This is a genomic window from Streptomyces sp. HmicA12 (assembly GCF_000373565.1).
Classification (GTDB): domain Bacteria; phylum Actinomycetota; class Actinomycetes; order Streptomycetales; family Streptomycetaceae; genus Streptomyces.
Window position 1 is genome coordinate 429,536 of record NZ_KB891797.1, and the last position, 20,225, is coordinate 449,760.

Consider the following 20,225-nt stretch of genomic DNA (forward strand, 5'->3'; position numbering starts at 1 on the left):
GGGGGTTCTCCCTCACCGTACGAGCCACACTGTCGATTCGTAAGTACCCACTTTGAAGTAAGGTACTGGCATGGGAGTAAGTGGTGAAGCGGGTGGTGTGAGCCAGGTGCGGCGGTGGATGGAGTCCAGCGGCGAGGGGCTCTGCCCGCAGCGCCTCGTCCTGGAGCACGTCACGAGCCGCTGGGGAGTCCTCGTGCTGCTCTCGCTCGAGCGGCGCTCGTTCCGGTTCAGTGAGCTGCGCCGGGAGATCGGCGGGGTGAGCGAGAAGATGCTGACGCAGACCCTGCAGACCCTGGAACGCGACGGCATCGTCCACCGCGACGCCAAACCCGTGATCCCGCCGCGCGTCGACTACTCCCTCACCGGGCTGGGCCGGGAGGCGGCTGAACAGGTGCGGGCGCTCGCGGAGTGGACCGAGCGACGTATGGATGCGGTGGCCGAGGCGCGGGCGGCGTACGACGAGCTCCGGTCGGCCGGGTCGTCGTCCTGACGTAACTGGCGCATTGTGTAGGGCTGTTGGGGAACTCCGTGCCGTTCGGCCCGGCATGCCCACGGCACATAAGGGGCACACACCCGATAGGGCGCCGGTCTACACCGAACCCGAAACCCGCCATCCCTCTGTGCGCCCCCTGTCCGCCTCCCGCGCCGCCCGCTCCCGCTCGGCACTCTGGAGGAGGATGCTCAACCCACTGCGCCGACTCGGGGGTTTGCTCTCACATGGCCATATGGAAGCCGGAGCTGGGGAGGCTCGGTGCCCGGCTGCGAGGAGGACTCGGCCGCCGCGGGCGGGACGACGAACTGGCCGCGGTGCTGGTACGCGAACTCGTCGCCCTCCAGCGCGAGATCCGCCATGCGAACCTGATCCAGTACCACCGCCTGGTGGTGGAACAGGCGAGCCAGGCGATGGACGACCCGGAACTCGCCGCGACACTCAGCACCCTGCCCGACGTCACGGACCGCAAGCGCCGCCAACTCCTGTTCGCCAACCGGGAGTACGCGACGGTGCTGCTCGCGCACCGTGTCGGGATGTTCGACTGGGAGGAGTTGATCGGGCACCTGCGGATCCTGTGCCGCAACACCGTCTTCGCCGACTACTGGCAGCGCACGACGGAGCACCGCAGAAGCCTGCCTCCGCACACGCTGGAGGGCAGAGCGGGTCACGCCGTTGACGTGCTCATGGAGGAACTTGCCGACGAGCCGGACGAATGGTGGGTGGTCGGACAGGAGGTCGAGAGCGCGGACTCCGCCGCGGCGGTGGATGGCGTAGACGGAGTGGACACGATGCCGGACCAGCGGCTGCGGTGATCGACGGGACTTGTTCTGTCCCGGAGCCCGTTTCCGGCGCGTCCCCGCCCTGACTGCGCTTGACTTCGGGTCGGGTCGGACGAGGCTCGCTCTCGGGGGGAGAGCTTGCGCCTTGCCGACCCCGCTGTGGTTGCCCGGTTTTGGTTGAAAAGTACCCTCAAAGTACCTCCTTTCGGGGTGAAATTCGTGCCCTGACCGGCCCCACCTCGTTTTTTCCGGTGCGGGCGACGCCCGTGCATCCCTCAAACATTCAGTGGCCAGAGGCCTACCGCAGGGGCCTGGACAGTGAACCTCCTAGGCGGGCCGGGCCCGCTCAGGAGGAAGATCGTCCGTGTCGACGCTCTGGAAATCCCTAAGCCCTTTCGCGTACCGGATCGCCGACGGGGGAGGGGTCCACCTGTGAAGATCCTCCGCCGCATTGGAGATTCACCTCGGCTGCGCGGCAGCGTCACCGGTGAGAGCTGCCCCGACATCTTTGAGCTGAACGACGGCAACTTCGCCGTGATCGGGACCGAGGCCACCGCGAAACTGGACTCCGAACTTCCCGCTGACGCGGCCCGTGCCGACTATGAACGCATCGTGGTGATCACCCGCGAGACGCTGCTCCGCGCCAAGAGGGACATCCCCGACGCGTAGGCAGTACGGCCCCGGCGTGCGCGCGTGCGCCACCGGACGGGAACGATCTTCCCGACGAGCTGCGGCGGCTCGCGAACGAAGCCCACAAGGCACATCTGATCGTGCTCACCGACCGCCGGTACGGCCTGCTGATCCCGCTCGCCTGTCGCGTCGACGACGCATGAAGGGAGGGCCGGAGCCCCATCGGGGTTCCGGCCCTCTCGTGTGTGGTGGTGGGTGTCAGCCCACGACCGTCCAGGTGTCGCCGCCGGCGAGGAGCGCGCCGAGGTCGCCCTTGCCGTTCTGTTCGATCGCGGCGTCGAGCTGGTCGGCCATCTGCGTGTCGTAGACGGGGCGTTCGACGCTGCGCAGGACGCCGATGGGCGTGTGGTGCAGGGTGTCCGGGTCGGCCAGGCGGGAGAGGGCGAAGGCCGTGGTCGGGGACGCCGAGTGGGCGTCGTGGACCAGGATCTGGGACTTGTTGTCCTCGGTGACGGGGACGACCGTCAGATCGCCGGTCACCGCGTCCCGTACGACACCCTTCGAGCCCTCCGCGCCGAAGGTGATCGGCTGCCCGTGCTCCAGGCGGATCACGGCCTCCTCGGCCTGCTGCTTGTCCTTGAGGACCTCGAAGGCGCCGTCGTTGAAGATGTTGCAGTTCTGGTAGATCTCGACGAGCGCCGTGCCCTGGTGGTCGGCCGCCGCGCGCAGCACCGAGGTGAGGTGCTTGCGGTCGGAGTCGACGGTGCGGGCCACGAAGGACGCCTCGGCGCCGATCGCCAGGGACACCGGGTTGAAGGGCGCGTCGAGCGAGCCCATCGGCGTCGACTTGGTGATCTTCCCGACCTCGGAGGTGGGGGAGTACTGGCCCTTCGTGAGGCCGTAGATCCGGTTGTTGAAGAGGAGGATCTTGAGGTTCACGTTGCGGCGCAGCGCGTGGATCAGGTGGTTGCCGCCGATGGAGAGCGCGTCGCCGTCGCCCGTGACGACCCAGACGGACAGATCGCGGCGCGAGGAGGCGAGGCCCGTCGCGATGGCCGGGGCGCGGCCGTGGATGGAGTGCATCCCGTACGTGTTCATGTAGTACGGGAAGCGCGAGGAGCAGCCGATGCCGGAGACGAAGACGATGTTCTCCTTGGCGAGGCCCAGTTCGGGCATGAAGCCCTGCACCGCCGCGAGGATCGCGTAGTCACCGCAGCCGGGGCACCAGCGCACTTCCTGATCGGACTTGAAGTCCTTCATGGACTGCTTGGCCTCGGCCTTGGGGACGAGCGAGAGGAGCGACCGTGCCCCCGCGTCCGCGCTGTCCCCGGTGCCTTCCGTGTCTTCCAGGGTCTCAGCCATCGATGGCCTCCTTGAGAGCCGTGGCGAGCTGCTCAGCCTTGAACGGCATGCCGTTGACCTGGTTGTACGAGTGGGCGTCGACCAGGTACTTCGCCCGGATGAGGGTGGCGAGCTGACCGAGGTTCATCTCGGGGATCACCACCTTGTCGTAACGCCCCAGGACCTCGCCCAGATTCCGTGGGAACGGGTTGAGGTGGCGCAGATGGGCCTGGGCGATCGACTCGCCCGCGCCGCGCAGCCGGCGCACCGCCGCGGTGATCGGGCCGTACGTCGAACCCCAGCCCAGGACCAGGGTGCGCGCGTCACCGTTCGCGTCGTCGACCTCGATGTCCGGGACCTCGATCCCGTCGATCTTGGCCTGCCGGGTGCGGACCATGAAGTCGTGGTTGGCCGGGTCGTAGGAGATGTTGCCCGTGCCGTCCTGCTTCTCGATGCCGCCGATCCGGTGTTCGAGGCCCGGCGTGCCCGGGATCGCCCACGGCCGGGCCAGCGTCTGCGGGTCGCGCTTGTACGGCCAGAAGACCTCGGTGCCGTCGTCGAGGGTGTGGTTGGGGCCGGAGGCGAACTGGACGCGCAGGTCCGGGAGTTCGTCCACCTCGGGGATGCGCCACGGCTCCGAGCCGTTGGCCAGGTAGCCGTCGGACAGGAGCAGCACCGGGGTGCGGTAGGTGACCGCGATCCGGGCCGCCTCGATGGCCGCGTCGAAGCAGTCGGCCGGGGTGCAGGGGGCGACGACGGGGACCGGGGCCTCGCCGTTGCGCCCGTACATGGCCTGCAACAGGTCGGCCTGCTCGGTCTTGGTGGGCAGGCCGGTGGACGGACCGCCGCGCTGGATGTCCACGACCAGGAGCGGGAGTTCGAGGGAGACCGCGAGGCCGATGGTCTCCGACTTCAGGGCCACACCCGGGCCGGAGGTCGTGGTCACCGCCAGCGAGCCGCCGAAGGCCGCGCCCAGCGCCGCGCCGATCCCGGCGATCTCGTCCTCCGCCTGGAAGGTGCGCACGCCGAAGTTCTTGTGCCGGGAGAGCTCGTGCAGGATGTCGGAGGCCGGGGTGATCGGGTACGAGCCCAGGTACAGCGGCAGATCCGCCTGCCGCGAGGCCGCGATCAGGCCGTAGGACAGGGCCAGGTTCCCGGAGATGTTGCGGTAGGTGCCGACCGGGAAGGCCGTGGCGGCGGGGGCGACCTCGTAGGAGACCGCGAAGTCCTCGGTCGTCTCGCCGAAGTTCCACCCCGCGTGGAACGCCGTCAGGTTGGCCTTCATGATCTCGGGCTTCTTGGCGAACTTCGCCTTGAGGAACTTCTCCGTGCCCTCGGTCGGCCGGTGGTACATCCACGACAGCAGGCCCAGCGCGAACATGTTCTTGGAGCGCTCGGCCTCCTTGCGGGAGAGGTCGAACTCCTTGAGCGCCTCCACCGTCAGCGTGGTCAGCGGCACCGGGTGCACGTGGTAGCCGTCGAGCGAGCCGTCCTCCAGAGGACTTTCCGCGTAACCGACCTTCGACATCGCCCGTTTGGTGAACTCGTCCGTGTTGACGATGACCTCGGCGCCGCGCGGCACGTCCGCGATGTTCGCCTTCAGCGCGGCCGGGTTCATCGCCACCAGCACGTTCGGCGCGTCGCCCGGGGTGAGGATGTCGTGGTCGGCGAAATGCAGCTGGAAGGAGGACACGCCGGGCAGGGTGCCGGCGGGGGCCCGGATCTCGGCCGGGAAGTTCGGCAGGGTGGAGAGGTCGTTGCCGAACGAGGCGGTCTCCGAGGTGAAGCGGTCGCCCGTGAGCTGCATCCCGTCACCGGAGTCACCCGCGAACCGGATGATCACCCGGTCCAGGCGCCGTACGTCCTTGCTGGATTCACCCGCAGGTGCGCGCTGTTCCCCGACCACAGCACTGTCGGCCTGCTCGGCTGCGCTACTGACCTGGCTGGTCACTGAACTGGACCTCCCTCGAGGCGGCTGTGCGGGCAGGGCCGTCCCACCGGCCTTCCCAAGGCCCACCCTACGTCTGTAAGGGTCACCTTCCTCCGAGCATTTGCATGCTGGACCCGGAAATGAGACGGCCTGTCGTCCCGCTTTGTCATGATCCGCCCGCCCCCTGGGGCCGCACTCGAAGCGTTCTGGAAGACGCCCCTCGCTCGTCCTTCGGTTCTAGGTCTGCCGTGGAGGTCGGATCCCGATGGGTGGTCCGATCCCGCTCATATCTGACAGGGTGTCAGTTTCTCAGGAGTTCAGGTAGGTCAGAACGGCCAGAACACGCCGGTGATCCCCGTCACTCTGGGACAGGCCCAGCTTCAGGAAGATGTTGCTCACGTGCTTCTCGACCGCGCCGTCGCTCACCACGAGCTGCCGGGCGACCGCCGAGTTGGTCCGGCCCTCCGCCATCAGACCGAGGACCTCGCGCTCGCGCGGGGTGAGATGGGCGAGGACGTCCTGCTTGCGGCTGCGGCCCAGGAGCTGCGCTACCACCTCCGGGTCGAGCGCCGTGCCGCCCTCGGCGACGCGCACCACCGCGTCCACGAACTCCCGAACCTCCGCGACCCGGTCCTTGAGCAGATAGCCGACCCCGCGGCTCGACCCGGCGAGCAGCTCGGTGGCGTACTGCTCCTCCACGTACTGGGAGAGGACCAGCACCCCGAGGTGCGGGAATCTGGCGCGCAGCCGCACCGCCGCGCGTACCCCCTCGTCGGTGTGCGTGGGCGGCATCCGTACGTCCGCCACGACCACGTCCGGGAGCTGGTCCTGCTCACCGAGCTCGGTGATGGTCTTGACCAGCGCTTCCCCGTCGCCGACGCCGGCGACGACCTCGTGCCCACGGTCGGTCAGCAGCCGGGTCAGGCCCTCCCTGAGCAGCACTGAATCCTCGGCGATGACCACCCGCACCCTGTCCTCCACGTTTCTCGTCCCCCCAGCGCCCCGGCGAATCCGGTCACCGGAGCCAGTCATGACAGGCCCAGCATTCCAGGATCGGGACCCCGACGCCCCCAGGCTGCGGAAATAGAGGGCGCCGACACACATCACGAGGGCCGGGCGGCACCGTGTCGGTGCCGCCCAGCCCCTGCCGTCACTTCTGCCGCTTCAGGCCCGCCGCCAGGGCAGCTCCGCCGTCACCCGGGTCGGCCCGGCGGCCGGCGAGTCGACCAGCAGGATCCCGTCGACCGCGTCCAGCCGCTCGGCGAGTCCCGCGAGCCCCGAGCCGCCGGAGGTGTCCGCGCCGCCGACGCCGTTGTCGAGGACCTGGAGCATCAGCCGGTCGCCGGCCCGCCACACGTCGACCGTCGCGCGGGTCGCCCGGCTGTGCTTGCTGATGTTCTGCAGCAGCTCGGAGACCGTGAAGTAGGCGATGCCCTCGATGGCGGGGGCCGGGCGCTCCTTCAGGACCGAGCCGTCGACGTCCACCGTCACCGGGACCGTGCACCGGGAGGCGATGGAGGACAGGGCGGCGTCCAGGCCGCGGTCGGTGAGGATCGCCGGGTGGATGCCGCGGGCCAGGTCGCGCAGCTCCTGCAGCGCCGTCTTCACCTCGCCGTGCGCCTCGTCGACCATGCGGGCCGCGGCCGCCGGGTCCTCGGTGAGCTTCTCCTTGGCGAGGCCCAGGTCCATGGCCAGGTTCACCAGGCGGGCCTGGGCCCCGTCGTGCAGGTCGCGCTCGATGCGGCGCAGGTCGGCGGCGGCCGTGTCGACCACGACACCCCGGTCCGACTCCAGCTCCACCACGCGCGAGGCGAGCCGGGAGGGGCCGAGCAGGCCCGTGACCATCAGACGGTCGACCGTCGTCAGAGCGCGGACGATCCACGGAGTGGCCAGGACGAAGAGCAGGCCGACCAGCGAGGTGAGCGCGATCTCGAAGGGGTTGTTCAGATAGACGGAGTGGGCTTCGTCGCCGTAGACCTGCAGGCCGGCCTCGCCCGCGTACATCGGGAAGACCCACTGCCACAGCGGGTACGTGAACAGCGCCCAGCCCATCGACCAGAACGCCAGCGACACGGAGAACGCGAAGGTCGCCCACGGGAAGTGCAGCACCCCGTAGAGCATGTGCCGCCAGGAGACACCGCTCTTGAGCGTCGCGCCCATCCACGCCATCGGGCCGGAGCCCTTGCGCGGCCGCACCGGCTCCGGCGTACCGATCTCCAGACCGAGCAGTCCGCGCGCCCGGGTCCGCTCCAGGGCGCCGAAGCCGCGCGCCCCGGCGAGCCCGGCCGCGAGGACCGGCACGCCGATGAAGGTGATCAGCAGGCCCGCGCCGAGCGACATCATCGTCACCGTCCACACGAAGAAGACGACGCTGATCGGCAGGGACAGCAGCTGGTAGGCGAGCTCCCGCCACGCCCGGCCCTCGACCGGGGCGCGCAGCCAGGCCGGGAGCCGGTTCAGGCCGCGGCGGGGCCGGTCGCCGTAGCGGTCGGGGCCGGCGCCGTGGTCGCTGTGGCGGTCGGGGCCGTGGTCGTCGTCGTACGAGTACGCATACGCGCCCTCATCGAGGTATCCGTACTGCTGCGTGGCCATCGAGTGCCGTCCGTTTCTGCCAGGGGTCTGCCGGGGGCTGCTTGCCGGGGGTCCTGCCGGGGGTCCTTGTGCGGGGTGTCCCGTCGTGATTCCAGAGTGCTCGGCGGCGGACGGCGGGGCCATGCGGCGGGTCGGCGTCTTCGACCGGGGGTTTTCCCTACCCCTTGGTGAGGGCCGGGCGGTCGCGCCAGGGCAGCTCGGCGGTGACCGTCGTGCCCTCGCCCTCCGGCGACTCCACGACGAACAGGCCGTCGACCGCGCCGAGCCGCTCCGCGAGACCGGACATGCCGGTGCCCTTGTCGAGGCTCGCGCCCCCGACCCCGTCGTCCCGCACCTGGAGCATCAGCCGGTCGCCGGAGCGCCACACGTCGACGCTCGCCTGCGTGGCCCGGCTGTGCTTGCTGATGTTCTGCAGCAGCTCGGAGACCGTGAAGTACGCGATGCCCTCGATCGCCTCGGCGGGCCGCGCCGGCAGCTCGGCCGTCACCTTCACCGGGACCGTGCAGCGCGAGGCGACGGAGGACAGGGCGGCGTCCAGGCCGCGGTCGGTGAGGACCGCCGGGTGGATGCCGCGGGCCAGGTCGCGCAGCTCCTGGAGCGCGATCTTCACTTCCCCGTGCGCCTCGTCGATCATGAGCGCCACGGACGCGTCGGCCTGACCCTCCAGGAGCTTCTCCTTGGCGAGACCGAGCCCCATCGCCAGATTCACCAGACGGGCCTGGGCCCCGTCGTGCAGATCGCGCTCGATGCGGCGCAGATCGGCCGCGGCCGTGTCCACCACGACACCCCGGTCCGACTCCAACTCGGCGATCCGCCGCTCCAGCTCGTCGGAGGGCGACAACAGGGCGCGCACCATCGCCCGGTCGGCGTTGGTCAGGCCCCGCGCGATGAACGGCAGCACGGGCCACAGCACCAGCAGCGAGGGCAGCACCAGCGCGAACGTCAGCACGCTCCACGGCAGCCGGATCACCTCGTACAGCACGGCGCGCCAGCCCACCGGGTCCTTCAGCCCGTTCCACAACCAGGCGAAGAACCCGCCCGCGTTGCGCACCGGCAGCGGACTCGGCTCCTCGATCCGCACCCCGAGCAGCGCCCGGGCCCTGGCCCGCTCCGCCCGGCCGAGCAGCCGCGCGCCGCGCAGCCCGCCCGCGATCAGCGGCAGGCCGATCACCGTCACCGTCAGACCGGCACCGAGCGCCAGCATCGTCACGGCGTACACGAAACCGAGGACGGCCAGCGGGAAGCTGCTCAGGAGATACGCGATCTCCTTCCAGGTGTGCCGGTCGAAGGCGAAACGCGCCGGCGGCAGCACGGGACGGTCGTCCTCGGCGTCATCGATGTCATCGGGGACGCCGTCCGTGATGTCGGGAGCGTGGAGTGGGTCGGTCATAACCGAAAGAGTGCCCTGCGCGCGCGGGGCCGCGCCATGAGGCGGACTGCCCGGCAGGAACGGGGGATAACCCCACCTCGCCGCCTCCCCGGGCGGCACCGGGCTGCTTACTGTCCCTTTAACAGGCCCTAGACTCCGTGTCCGTACAGATCGTCGAACACGAACCACCAACGAACAGGCGAGGGGCGGCAGACGTGACGGGACCGACCGTGACCGTCATCGCGGCGGACTACTCCCACGACTACTTCCGGTCGTACTCGGTGGTCGGACTGCTCGCCGTCGTCGGCGTGCTCTTCGTCGCCGTGGCCTTCGGCGCGGGACGCCTGCTGCGCCCGGTGGTGCCCACCCCGGAGAAACTCCTCACGTACGAGTGCGGCGTCGACCCCGTCGGCGAGGGCTGGGCCCACACCCAGGTCCGCTACTACGTCTACGCGTTCCTCTACGTGATCTTCGCGGTCGACTCGATCTTCCTCTTCCCCTGGGCCACGGTCTTCGCCGCGCCGGGATACGGCGCGACGACCCTCGTCGAGATGTTCATCTTCCTCGGCTTCCTCGCCGTGGGCCTGCTGTACGCATACAAGAAGGGCGTCCTTACGTGGGCGTGAGTGACGTGGACGTGAGTGATGTGACCCCCTCGGAGCCGGTGTACCTGCCCGAACCGAAGAAGCTGGGCGTGCTCTCGCGTCTGGCGCCCGAGCCGATGAAGGTGGTCCTCAACTGGGGCCGCCGCTACAGCCTGTGGGTCTTCAACTTCGGACTCGCCTGCTGCGCCATCGAGTTCATCGCCGCGTCGATGGCCCGCCACGACTTCATCCGGCTCGGCGTCATCCCGTTCGCGCCGGGCCCGCGGCAGGCGGACCTGATGGTCGTCTCGGGGACCGTGACCGACAAGATGGCGCCGGCCGTGAAGCGCCTGTACGAGCAGATGCCCGAGCCGAAGTACGTCATCTCGTTCGGCGCCTGCTCCAACTGCGGCGGCCCGTACTGGGACTCGTACTCCGTCACCAAGGGCGTCGACCAGATCATTCCGGTCGACGTGTACGTGCCCGGGTGCCCGCCGCGTCCCGAGGCGCTGCTCCAGGGCATCCTCAAGCTCCAGGAGAAGATCGCCCGCGAGTCGCTCGGCGAGCGGTACGCGTCGGCGGGCCGGCCCTCCGCGGCGGCGCTGACCAGCCCGCTGGTGCAGCCGCCGGCTCCTGGTTCGGGGGACGGCCGATGAGCTGGCTGCCGAGCCCGGTCGAGGAGCTGTTCGGCGCCGAGGCCACGGCCGAGGAGGCGTACGACCTGCTGACGGTCGACGTCCCGGCCGGTGCGTGGACCACGGCTCTGGAGACGGCCCGTACGACGCTGGGGTGCACGTACTTCGACTGGCTGAGCGCGGTCGACGAGCCCGGGACCGGCTTCCGCGTGTGCGCGCACGTCGCCGCCGTGGCGCCGGGATCGGTGCGACGACTGCTGCTGCGGACCACCGTGCCGCACTCGGCGCCGGTCCTGGCATCGGCGGTCGAGGTGTACGCGGGCGCGCGCTGGCACGAGCGCGAGACGCACGAGATGTTCGGCGTGGACTTCACGGACCACCCGGGGCTCGACCCGCTGTTGCTGCCCGAGGGCTTCGAGGGCCATCCCCTCCGCAAGGACTTCGTGCTCGCGGCGCGCGTCGCGAAGGCGTGGCCGGGCGCGAAGGAGCCGGGGGAGCCTGCGGCGGGTGCGGCACACGGCGGGCCCAAGCGCCGCCAGATGCTGCCGCCCGGCGTGCCCGACCCGAACGAGTGGGGCCCGCTGAAGGGCCAGCTGCCGCCCGCTCCCGCGCGTCCCGCCCGGGGCGCCGGACGCGCGGCGGGCGCCGCGGGGCGCGCCGGTGCGGGGGAACGGCCGGTGCGCAGGGCCCGCTCGGCGAGCGAGGGTTCGGCGAGCCAGGCCGCGGAGGCCGCGGCGCCGGGGGCTTCGTCCGGGACTTCGTCCGGGACTTCGTCTGCGGCTTCGTCTGCGGCTTCTCCGGGGGTGGGCGCCGATTCCGGTTCTGGTTCTGGTGCTGGTTCCGGTTCTGGTGCTGGTTCCGGTGAGGGGCGTCCGGCGCGGCGTGCCCGCAGTGTGTCGGAGGGGTCGGCGAGCCAGCGGCCCGGCGCCGAGCAGGACGCGTCGTCGAGCCCCGCGCCGGGCCGGCGCTCCCGCAGCGCGTCGCAAGGGTCGGCATCGCAGCGCACGACGCCGGAGACCGGAACCCCGGACGACGCGACCCCGCCGAAGCGGCCCGCGCCGAGTCCCCGCACGAGCGACGCACCGTGGCACCACGCCAAGCCCACATTCGACGAGCCTCCGAGCCCGGACGCGCTGGGAGCGGAGGGTGGCGGTGCGAGTGCGGGTGCAGGTGCTGGTGTCGAGGCCGATGCCGCGGCCGAGGTGACGAAGGGGGCTGACGTCGGAGGCACGGCCGAATCCGACCCGGAGACGGCCGCCCCCGAGCCGGGCGACGGGACCCCGCCGGAGCCCGCGGACGAGGGTTCCGGGGCCGGCGCCGCGCCGGAGGCGGACGGTTCCCGCCCCGAGGAATCCGACGACACGACCCCCGATGGAGGCACGCGGTGAACGACGTACTCGACGTCGCCCTGCGCCTCGTCCTCGTCTTCGTGGCCTTCCTGGTGCTGCCCCTGGTCGTGGGACAGACCGAGCACAAGGTCATGGCCCACATGCAGGGCAGGCTCGGCCCGATGTACGCGGGCGGGTTCCACGGCTGGGCCCAACTCGTCGCCGACGGCGTCAAGTTCGCCCAGAAGGAGGACGTGGTCCCGGCCGATGCCGACCGCCGCGTCTTCCAACTCGCCCCTGCCGTCGCCCTGTTGCCGTACCTCCTCGTGCTGCTGGCGATCCCGGTCGGCCCGGGCGACGGCGCGGTCGGCCAGGTCATCGACGCGGGCATCTTCTTCGTGCTCGCCGTGATGGGCGTCGGCGTGCTCGGCTCCCTGATGGCGGGCTGGGCGAGCGCCAACAAGTTCTCCCTGCTCGGCGGCCTGCGCACGGCCGCGCAGCTGCTCGCGTACGAACTGCCCATGCTGCTCGCGGCGGCGTCCGTCGCCATGGCGGCGGGCACGGTCTCCCTGCCCGGCATCCTCGACGCCTTCGAGTGGTGGTGGCTGCCCTGGCAGATCGTCGGCGCCCTCGTCTTCTTCGTGGCGGGTCTCGCCGAGCTCCAGCGGCCGCCGTTCGACATGCCGGTCGCCGACTCCGAGATCATCTTCGGCGCGTACACCGAGTACACGGGCCTGCGCTTCGCGCTCTTCCTGCTCGCCGAGTACGCGGGCATCGTCGTCCTGTGCGGCCTGACCACCGTCCTCTTCCTGGGCGGCTGGCACGGCCCCTGGGGCGCGGACGGCCTCGGCTGGGTCTGGACCCTGCTCAAGACCGCGGTCCTCGCCTTCGTCGTGATCTGGCTGCGTGTCTCGTACCCGCGCCTGCGCGAGGACCAGTTGCAGAAGCTCGCCTGGACCACGCTCATCCCTCTTGCCCTCGCGCAGATCGCGCTCACCGGAATCGTGAAGGTGGCGATCAACTGATGCCTCCGATCCCTGGCAGCGGCCTGGCCAAGGGCCTCGCCGTCACCCTCCGCACGATGACGAAGAGGACCGTCACCGAGCAGTACCCGGACGCCCAGCCCGAACTCCCGCCCCGCACGCGCGGCGTGATCGGCCTGTTCGAGGAGAACTGCACGGTCTGCATGCTGTGCGCCCGCGAGTGCCCGGACTGGTGCATCTACATCGACTCCCACAAGGAGACGGTGCCGCCGGCCGTCGAGGGCGGCCGCGAGCGCAGCCGCAACGTCCTGGACCGCTTCGCCATCGACTTCTCCCTCTGCATGTACTGCGGCATCTGCATCGAGGTGTGCCCCTTCGACGCGCTGTTCTGGTCCCCGGAGTTCGAGTACGCCGAGACCGACATCCACGAGCTCACCCACGAGCGCGACAAGCTCCGCGAGTGGATGTGGACCGTGCCGTCCCCGCCCGCCCTCGACCCGGCCGCCGAGGAACCCAAGGAACTCGCCGCGGCCCGCAAGGCAGCGGACAAACTCGCGGCGACCCAGGCAGCCGAGGCAGCTGCGGCAACTCAGGCAGCCGAGGCAGCTGCGGCAACACAGGCAGCCGAGACGGCTGCGGCAACACAGGCGGCCGAGGCAACTCAGGCGGCCGAAACGGCTCAGGCGGCCGAGTCCGCCCCGGCCGAACCGAGGCCGGACGCGGCCCCCGAGAAGCCGGCCACCGACAAGCCCGGCCCCGACAAGCCCGGTCCCGACAAGCCCGGCCCCGACAAGCCCGGCCCCGACAAGCCGGCCACCGACAAGCCCGGAGAGGAGCCCACCGCATGACCGCCCCCGCCGCCCTCGCGGCATCGGCCGCAGGCAGCCACGGGTTCCTCTCCCCGACCGGGGTCGAGATCGCCTTCCTCCTCGTCGGCCTGGTCACCTTCGGCGCCGCGATCGTCACCGTCACCACGAAGCAGCTGGTGCACGCCGCCCTGTGGCTGGTCGTCGCCCTCGGTGGCCTCGCCGTCGAGTACCTCCTGCTCACCGCCGAGTTCATCGCCTGGGTGCAGGTACTGATCTACGTGGGTTCCGTCGTCGTCCTCCTCCTGTTCGGACTGATGCTGACCCGCGCCCCGATCGGTCGCTCACCCGACGCGGACAGCCCCAACCGCTGGGCCGCCCTCGCCGTCGCCGTGGTCTCCGCCGCAGCCCTGGTCTGGGTCGTCGTCGACGCCTTCCGCACGACCTGGATCGACCTCGACGGCGCGGCCCAGGGCAACACGGCCGTGACCGGTTCGGTCCTGTTCCGGCACTGGGTCCTGCCCTTCGAGGCCCTGTCGGTCCTGCTCCTCGCGGCACTGGTCGGCGCGATCGTCCTGTCCCGCAAGAAGAACTCCGCCGAGCCCGCCACCCCTGGCGCACGGGAGGGCCAGCGCTGATGCACCTCGCCTATCCCGCCGTCCTGTCCTCCCTCCTCTTCTGCACCGGCCTGTACGGCGTCCTGGCCCGCCGCAACGCGATCCTGGTCCTGATGTCGGTCGAGCTGATGCTCAACGCCGTCAACCTGAACCTCGTCGCCTTCGACGTCTGGCTGCGCGACACCCTGCACGCCGGCCAGGCCCTGACCCTGTTCACCATCGCGATCGCCGCCGCCGAGATCGGCATCGGCCTGGCGATCGTCCTGGCCGTCCACCGGAACCGCGGCACGGCGGACATCGACAAGCTCCGCGACGCCGCCGAACCGCACGACCCGGACGACGACCCGCACGACCCGTCCGACACCGGCGCGGCAGCCGACGCCCCGGCAGGTCCGGCCGACCCGGCGGACAAGAAGGCAGAGGCCACCGCGTGACCACCACGACCCTCGCCGTCCTCGTCCCCCTCCTGCCGTTCCTCGGCGCCGTGGCCGGACTGCTGCTCGGCCGCACCGCCCCCGGCTTCGTCCGCCCGCTGGCCGTCCTGCCGACCCTGGCCGCACTGGTCCTGGCCGCGTCCGTCGCGCTCCAGCAGGGCGGCGGCACGGGCAACGGCACCACGGCCCTCGACGCGCACACCGAACTCACCCCGACCGGCTCCGTGCCGATCGAACTCGCGCTGCACATCGACGGCTTCGCCGCCCTCGTCGCCGTCCTGGTCGGCCTGGTCGCGACCTGCGTCCAGCTCTACTCGACGGGCTATCTGCGCGACGACCCGCGCTACCCCTCGTACGCCGCCCTCGTCTCGCTCTTCACCTCCGCGATGCTCCTGGTGGTCTACTCGGGCGACCTGATGGTGCTGTTGGTCGGCTGGGAAGTCATGGGCATCTGCTCGTACTTCCTCGTCGGCCACTACTGGGAGACCCCCGAGGCCCGGTCCGCCTCCCTCAAGGCCTTCCTCGTCACGAAACTCGGTGACGTCCCCTTCCTGATCGGCCTGTTCGCGCTCGCCACCGACGCGGGCTCGTTCCGCATCACGACGATCCTCGGCAAGGTCACCGGCGAGGGCGGCCTCGACCACCCGACCCTGATCGCCCTGCTCCTCCTCGCCGGCGTGGCGGGCAAGTCCGCGCAGTTCCCGCTGCACACCTGGCTGCCCGACGCGATGGCGGGCCCCACGCCCGTCTCCGCGCTGATCCACGCCGCGACGATGGTCGCCGCCGGTGTCTACTTCGTCGCCCGTCTCCTCCCCGTCTTCGCCGCCTCCCGTACCGCGATGATCGTGATGGCCGTCATGGCCGCGGTGACCATGGCCGGCTCGGCGCTCGCCGCACTCGCCCAGGACGACATCAAGCGCGTCCTCGCGTACTCGACGATCGGCCAGCTCGGCTACATGACCGGCGCCCTGGCCGTCGGCGACCGCGGCGCCGCCGTCTTCCACCTCCTCACCCACGGCGCCTTCAAGGCGCTGCTGTTCCTCGCGGCGGGCGTGATCATCCACGCCGCCGGCACCAACTCACTGGCCGCCATGTCCCGCATGGGCAACCTGCGCGACCGCGTGCCCGACGCCTTCTGGACGATGACCGTGGCGCTGCTCGCGCTCGCCGCGATCCCGCCCTTCAGCGGCTTCTTCTCCAAGGAGGCCGTCCTCGGCGCCGCCGAGCACACCGCCACCGGTCACGAGAACGGCATCCCCACCGCATCCGGCTGGATCGTCCTGATCGCCGGCCTCGTCACGGCCCTGCTCACCGCCGCCTACGCGACCCGCCTGTGGCTGCTCGCCTTCAACGGCCGGGGCGCGGACGCCCCCGACCACGGCAGGCAGCCGGTCGCGATGAACGCCGTCCTGTGGGTCCTGGCGATCCCCTCCCTCGGCTTCGGACTGGCCACGGGCGTGCTGCCGGACTGGTTCGACGGCCGCTCGCTCACCCCGACCCTGACCACCTCGGTCCTCGGCACGGGCTTCGCGCTCGTCGGCGGCCTGGTCACCTACGCGGCCTGGCGGCACACCACCGCGATGGCGGTCCGCGCCACCGTCCCGATCGGCGCCGTCGCCGTCGACAGCGAGCAGGGCGACGGCGGTCTCGTCGAGGCCGAGGCCATCGCGAGCCACGCCCCCGCGTACGGCGACGTCGCGAGCGCCTCCGACCCGGCCGACCCGGGCCGGCTGCTGCTCGGCCCGCTGCACCGGCACGCGGCCGTCGGCTTCCACCTCGACGCGCTCTACGCCACGCTCTTCGTCCGCCCCGTCCGGGCCGCGGCCGACCTGGTCCGCTTCCTGGACCGCGAGGTCGTCGAGACGTACGTGCGCGGAGCGGCCGAGACCCCCAAGGCGCTGGGCTGGGCCGTGCGCCGCGCCCAGACCGGAAACGTGCAGACCTACCTCAGCGCACTGCTCGCAGGCACCGTCGTCCTGGTGGTCGCCGTCGTCCTCGTCGCCACCGCCGGAGCGTGAGCAGCCGTGATCGATATCAGCGAATCCGTGATGCAGTTCCTTCTCGCATTGATCGTCGTCGGCCCGCTCATCGGCGCCGTCCTCGCCCTTCTCCCGGCCCCGCCCGGGCTGAAGGGAAAGTCCCCGGACCAGGCCGTGCTCCGCCACGGCGTGACCGTGACCGGCGTGATCCTCATCGCCACGATCGTCCTCGCGCTCGGCTTCGACCACGACCGGCCGTCGAGGATCCAGGCCACGACCGACATCAGCTGGATCCCGGCGCTGCACGTCCGTATCCACCTCGGCATCGACGGCATCTCCCTCCCCCTTCTGGTGCTCACGGCGCTGCTGACGTTCCTGTGCGCGCTGTACTCCTACTTCAAAATGCCGAGCGGGCCGTCCCCCAAGGCATTCGTGGCCCTGATCCTGCTGCTGGAATCGGGCACGCTGGCGACCTTCGCCGTCCTGGACCTCCTCCTCTTCTTCCTCGCGTTCGAGATGGTCCTCATCCCGATGTACTTCCTCATCGCGCGATGGGGCGGAGCCGAACGGCAGGCCGCCGCCTGGAAGTTCATCCTGTTCACGCTGCTCGGCTCGGTCGTGATGCTGCTCGGCATTCTCCTTATCGGCGTTAAGTCGGGCACGTTCGACATCATGGCACTCGCCACTGACAACGGCCGGGGTCTGACCACATCCGTGCAGGTCATCGCCGTTCTGGCGATCGGGATCGGGCTCGCGGTCAAGACCCCGATGTGGCCGCTGCACAGCTGGCTGCCGGACGCGCACACCGCCGCCCCGACCGTCGGCTCGGTCCTGCTGGCCGGCGTCCTGCTGAAGATGGGTACGTACGGATTCGTCCGGATCCTCCTGCCCGTCGCCCCCGACGGCTTCCGCACCTTCGCCCCGTACCTCGCCGCGTTCGCCGTCGTCGGGATCATCTACGGATCCCTGGCCTGCCTGAACCTCGCGAAGCAGGGCGCGAAGGGCGACCTCAAGCGCCTCATCGCGTACTCCTCCGTCGGCCACATGGGCTTCGTGCTGCTCGGCATCGCGACGATGACCCCGACCGGCGTGAACGGCGCGCTGTTCGCCAACATCGCCCACGGCCTCATCACCGGCCTGCTCTTCTTCCTCGTCGGCGCGCTCAAGGACCGGACCGGCACCAGCGACCTCGACACCCTCGCCGAGCAGGGCGGCATGGCCCTGTACGGCAAGGCCCCGCGCCTCGGCGGTCTGCTCGCCTTCGCCGCCGTCGCCTCGCTCGGCCTGCCCGGACTCGCCGGGTTCTGGGGCGAGATGCTGGCGCTGTTCGGCGCGTTCAAGCCCGCGGACGACCTCAGCCGCCCGGCCTTCCTCGTGTTCATGGCGATCGCCGCGTTCGGCACCCTGCTCACCGCCGCGTACATGCTCGTCGTGGTCCGCCGCGTCTGCATGGGGCCGCGGCCGACGGAAGCGGCCCCGGCCGTCGCCGACGTGCAGGGGTACGAGTTCGCCGCCTGGACCCCGCTCGTCGCCCTCACCGTCCTCGCGGGCCTGTGGCCCGCCGCCCTGCTCGGCCTCACGAACCCGGCCGTGCAGAAGCTCCTCGCAGGAGGCCTCCAGTGATCGCCGTCGCCGCGCCCTCCGTGGCCTCCCTCGTCCAGTCCGTCGACTGGGTCGCGATCGCGCCGCCCACCATCGCGGCGGTCGTCGCCCTCGTCGTGCTGGTCGCCGACCTGTTCGTGGGGGAGGGCCGCAAGGCGGTCCTCGGCTGGATCTCCGTCGCGGGCCTGGCCGTCGCCGCGCTCGCGCTCCTCCCGCTCGTCGGTGACGAACGCTCCACCTTCTGCCTCAAGGGCGTCCCGTACGACGCCTGTAGTTACACGGCGGACCGCTTCACCCTGGTCGTTCAGTTCCTGGTCCTCGGCGGTGCCCTGCTCACGGCGCTCCTGTCGATCAGCACCCTGAAGGACGCGAAGAACGCGAACAAGCCGCTCCCCGAGGGCGAGTTCTGGTTCCTTCTGCTGTCCTCCGCCGCGGGCGCCGCCCTGCTGCCCGCCTCCCGCGACCTCGCCACCCTCGTCGTCGCCCTCGAAGTCGCCTCGCTGCCCGCCTTCGCCCTCGTGGGCCTCAAGCACGGCGACAGGCGCTCCTCGGACGCGGCCCTGAAGTTCTTCCTGTCGTCCGTCACCGCGACCGCCGTGACCCTGCTCGGCGTGAGCTTCGTGTACGCGTCCACGGGCAGCCTGCACCTCACCCGGATCGCCTCCGAGCTCACCCACGTGGACGGTCAGCTCCACACGCTCGCCCAGGTGGGCGTGGGCCTCACGCTCATCGGCTTCGCCTTCAAGACGGCCGCCGTGCCGTTCCACTTCTGGGTGCCCGACACCTACGTGGGCGCGCCGCTGCCGATCGCCGCCTACCTGTCGGTCATCGGCAAGGCCGTCGGCTTCTCCGGCCTCATCCTCGTCACGGTCGTCGCGTTCCCCTCGTACGCCGACGTGTGGGGCCCGGCCCTCGCCGTCCTCGCCGCGCTCACGATGACCGTGGGCAACGTCGCCGCGCTGCGACAGCAGGCCACGCGCGCGTACAGCGCCGTCCGGCTGCTCGCCTGGTCCTCCGTCGGCCAGGCCGGCTACCTCCTGGTGCCGATCGCCGCGGCCGCCTACTCCGACGACCCGCAGAAGTCGATCGGCTCCACGCTCGCGTACGCCCTCATGTACGCGGCCGTGAACCTCGGCGCCTTCGCAGTGGCCGCCCTGGTGGCCCGTACGAAGCCGCTCAACCGGATCAGCGACTACACGGGCCTGTACGCCTCGCGCCCGCTCGCCGCGCTCGTCCTCGGCTTCTTCCTGCTGTGCCTGGCCGGTCTGCCGCCGGGCATCATCGGGCTCTTCGCGAAGGTCACGGTCTTCTCGGCGGCCGTCGACGCGGGTCTGGGCTGGCTCGCCGTCGTCATGGCCGTGAACGTCGTGATCGCGCTCTACTACTACCTCCAGTGGACCGCGACGCTCTTCCGCGCTCCTGAGGGCGAACCGGCGACATACAGGGTCTCCGCCCCGCTCACCGCCGCGATCGTCGGCACCGCGGTCATCGCGGTCGCCCTGTCCGGCGCGCCACAGATGATCCTTCGTTTTGCTTCGAGCGGCCTCTTCTGAGCACCCTCTTACGGCAACCTGGTAACAGGCCGTTGTAGGACACACTTGTTAGGGGACGTACGCCGTGCTGAGCGGGTTCAAGGACTTCATCCTTCGCGGGAACATCATCACGATGGCCATCGGCCTCGCGGTAGGTACCGCGTTCACAGCCGTGGTCACCGCACTCAGTACGGCGTTCATCGCGCCCCTGATCGGTATAGCCACGCAGTCGACGGGTGACTTCAGTGAGGCGCACTTCACGGTGGAGGGGACCGACTTCCCGTACGGCAAGTTCGTCAGCGCGATCATCGCCTTCCTGATCACCGCCGCGGTGCTGTACTTCCTGATCGTCGTCCCGATGATGAAGGTCCAGGCGCGCATCGACCGGGGCAAGCCGGTCGACATCAAGGCGGCGATGCGCGACTGCCCCCGCTGCTTCACACAGATCCCCGGGATCGCCACCCGCTGCGCCCACTGCACCAGCGAGATCAAGGCCGACCCGGAGGCGCTCGAACTGGCGGGCCTGCCCCAGCAGCGCTGACCCGTACGGCCTACACGCGCACCTCGCCCTCCGGCCGCGCACAAGGGAAC

General features: G+C 70.7%; 19 protein-coding genes. 14 read left to right on the forward strand and 5 right to left on the reverse strand.

Going from position 1 to position 20,225, the window contains the following annotated elements; all coding sequences use genetic code 11:
* Positions 1–118 precede the first annotated feature (118 nt).
* From B072_RS0102115 to B072_RS0102125, 3 genes are all read left to right on the forward strand, one after another.
* Positions 119–490, forward strand: coding sequence for a winged helix-turn-helix transcriptional regulator (locus B072_RS0102115; protein ID WP_018528284.1), 372 nt, complete (start codon positions 119–121; stop codon positions 488–490).
* Between the two features lie 227 nt (positions 491–717).
* A complete protein-coding gene (locus B072_RS0102120) occupies positions 718–1,305 on the forward strand; it encodes a DUF6082 family protein (RefSeq protein ID WP_018528285.1) in 588 nt (195 codons plus the stop codon).
* A 399-nt stretch (positions 1,306–1,704) separates the two neighbouring features.
* On the forward strand, positions 1,705–1,941 hold the full coding sequence (locus tag B072_RS0102125; protein ID WP_018528286.1) for a hypothetical protein: 237 nt from the start codon (positions 1,705–1,707) through the stop codon (positions 1,939–1,941).
* A gap of 219 nt (positions 1,942–2,160) precedes the next feature.
* Here the strand turns inward: B072_RS0102125 and B072_RS0102130 are convergent, their stop codons facing one another.
* The 5 genes from B072_RS0102130 to B072_RS0102150 form a co-directional block, all read right to left on the reverse strand.
* Entirely contained in the window at positions 2,161–3,264 is a 1,104-nt protein-coding gene (locus B072_RS0102130; RefSeq protein ID WP_018528287.1) for a 2-oxoacid:ferredoxin oxidoreductase subunit beta, read from the reverse strand.
* Positions 3,257–5,194, reverse strand: a complete 1,938-nt coding sequence (locus B072_RS0102135) for a 2-oxoacid:acceptor oxidoreductase subunit alpha (RefSeq protein ID WP_026245369.1) — start codon at positions 5,192–5,194, stop codon at positions 3,257–3,259. The genes B072_RS0102130 and B072_RS0102135 overlap by 8 nt, the downstream gene beginning before the upstream one ends.
* Before the next feature lie 288 nt (positions 5,195–5,482).
* A complete protein-coding gene (locus B072_RS0102140) occupies positions 5,483–6,142 on the reverse strand; it encodes a response regulator (RefSeq protein ID WP_018528289.1) in 660 nt (219 codons plus the stop codon).
* A gap of 195 nt (positions 6,143–6,337) precedes the next feature.
* Entirely contained in the window at positions 6,338–7,765 is a 1,428-nt protein-coding gene (locus B072_RS0102145; protein ID WP_018528290.1) for a sensor histidine kinase, read from the reverse strand.
* A gap of 157 nt (positions 7,766–7,922) precedes the next feature.
* Complete coding sequence (locus B072_RS0102150) at positions 7,923–9,155, reverse strand: sensor histidine kinase (RefSeq protein ID WP_018528291.1); 1,233 nt, start codon at positions 9,153–9,155, stop codon at positions 7,923–7,925.
* Between the two features lie 194 nt (positions 9,156–9,349).
* On the opposite strand from B072_RS0102150, the gene B072_RS0102155 reads away from it, so the two are divergent.
* The 11 genes from B072_RS0102155 (at position 9,350) to mscL (ending at position 20,175) form a co-directional block, all read left to right on the forward strand.
* Positions 9,350–9,760, forward strand: coding sequence for an NADH-quinone oxidoreductase subunit A (locus tag B072_RS0102155; protein ID WP_018528292.1), 411 nt, complete (start codon positions 9,350–9,352; stop codon positions 9,758–9,760).
* 11 nt (positions 9,761–9,771) lie between these two features.
* Positions 9,772–10,374: an NADH-quinone oxidoreductase subunit B gene (locus B072_RS0102160; RefSeq protein ID WP_420707530.1), complete on the forward strand. Its 603-nt coding sequence runs from the start codon at positions 9,772–9,774 to the stop codon at positions 10,372–10,374.
* Positions 10,371–11,741: an NADH-quinone oxidoreductase subunit C gene (locus B072_RS0102165; RefSeq protein ID WP_018528294.1), complete on the forward strand. Its 1,371-nt coding sequence runs from the start codon at positions 10,371–10,373 to the stop codon at positions 11,739–11,741. The genes B072_RS0102160 and B072_RS0102165 overlap by 4 nt, the downstream gene beginning before the upstream one ends.
* Positions 11,738–12,706, forward strand: coding sequence for a complex I subunit 1/NuoH family protein (locus B072_RS0102170; protein ID WP_018528295.1), 969 nt, complete (start codon positions 11,738–11,740; stop codon positions 12,704–12,706). The genes B072_RS0102165 and B072_RS0102170 overlap by 4 nt, the downstream gene beginning before the upstream one ends.
* Complete coding sequence (locus B072_RS42190; protein ID WP_018528296.1) at positions 12,706–13,512, forward strand: NuoI/complex I 23 kDa subunit family protein; 807 nt, start codon at positions 12,706–12,708, stop codon at positions 13,510–13,512. Before B072_RS0102170 ends, B072_RS42190 begins: the two co-directional genes overlap by 1 nt.
* The gene (locus tag B072_RS0102180) at positions 13,509–14,108 is read left to right on the forward strand and encodes an NADH-quinone oxidoreductase subunit J (protein ID WP_018528297.1); all 600 of its coding nucleotides are present in this window, start codon (positions 13,509–13,511) and stop codon (positions 14,106–14,108) included. The genes B072_RS42190 and B072_RS0102180 overlap by 4 nt, the downstream gene beginning before the upstream one ends.
* Positions 14,108–14,521: an NADH-quinone oxidoreductase subunit NuoK gene (nuoK, locus tag B072_RS0102185; RefSeq protein WP_018528298.1), complete on the forward strand. Its 414-nt coding sequence runs from the start codon at positions 14,108–14,110 to the stop codon at positions 14,519–14,521. The genes B072_RS0102180 and nuoK overlap by 1 nt, the downstream gene beginning before the upstream one ends.
* Positions 14,518–16,539: an NADH-quinone oxidoreductase subunit L gene (locus B072_RS0102190; protein ID WP_018528299.1), complete on the forward strand. Its 2,022-nt coding sequence runs from the start codon at positions 14,518–14,520 to the stop codon at positions 16,537–16,539. Before nuoK ends, B072_RS0102190 begins: the two co-directional genes overlap by 4 nt.
* A gap of 6 nt (positions 16,540–16,545) precedes the next feature.
* The gene (locus tag B072_RS0102195; protein ID WP_018528300.1) at positions 16,546–18,123 is read left to right on the forward strand and encodes a complex I subunit 4 family protein; all 1,578 of its coding nucleotides are present in this window, start codon (positions 16,546–16,548) and stop codon (positions 18,121–18,123) included.
* Positions 18,120–19,655, forward strand: coding sequence for an NADH-quinone oxidoreductase subunit N (locus tag B072_RS0102200; protein WP_018528301.1), 1,536 nt, complete (start codon positions 18,120–18,122; stop codon positions 19,653–19,655). Before B072_RS0102195 ends, B072_RS0102200 begins: the two co-directional genes overlap by 4 nt.
* Before the next feature lie 64 nt (positions 19,656–19,719).
* On the forward strand, positions 19,720–20,175 hold the full coding sequence (gene mscL, locus B072_RS0102205; protein WP_018528302.1) for a large conductance mechanosensitive channel protein MscL: 456 nt from the start codon (positions 19,720–19,722) through the stop codon (positions 20,173–20,175).
* Positions 20,176–20,225 lie beyond the last annotated feature (50 nt).

Coding starts and splice junctions, on each gene's coding strand:
- nuoK (WP_018528298.1), top strand. CDS start 14,108: ATGCACCTCGCCTATCCCGCCGTCCTGTCCTCCCTCCTCTTCTGCACC.
- B072_RS0102165 (WP_018528294.1), top strand. CDS start 10,371: ATGAGCTGGCTGCCGAGCCCGGTCGAGGAGCTGTTCGGCGCCGAGGCC.
- B072_RS0102150 (WP_018528291.1), bottom strand. CDS start 9,155: ATGACCGACCCACTCCACGCTCCCGACATCACGGACGGCGTCCCCGAT.
- B072_RS0102180 (WP_018528297.1), top strand. CDS start 13,509: ATGACCGCCCCCGCCGCCCTCGCGGCATCGGCCGCAGGCAGCCACGGG.
- B072_RS0102130 (WP_018528287.1), bottom strand. CDS start 3,264: ATGGCTGAGACCCTGGAAGACACGGAAGGCACCGGGGACAGCGCGGAC.
- B072_RS0102115 (WP_018528284.1), top strand. CDS start 119: ATGGAGTCCAGCGGCGAGGGGCTCTGCCCGCAGCGCCTCGTCCTGGAG.
- B072_RS0102120 (WP_018528285.1), top strand. CDS start 718: ATGGCCATATGGAAGCCGGAGCTGGGGAGGCTCGGTGCCCGGCTGCGA.
- B072_RS0102145 (WP_018528290.1), bottom strand. CDS start 7,765: ATGGCCACGCAGCAGTACGGATACCTCGATGAGGGCGCGTATGCGTAC.
- B072_RS42190 (WP_018528296.1), top strand. CDS start 12,706: ATGCCTCCGATCCCTGGCAGCGGCCTGGCCAAGGGCCTCGCCGTCACC.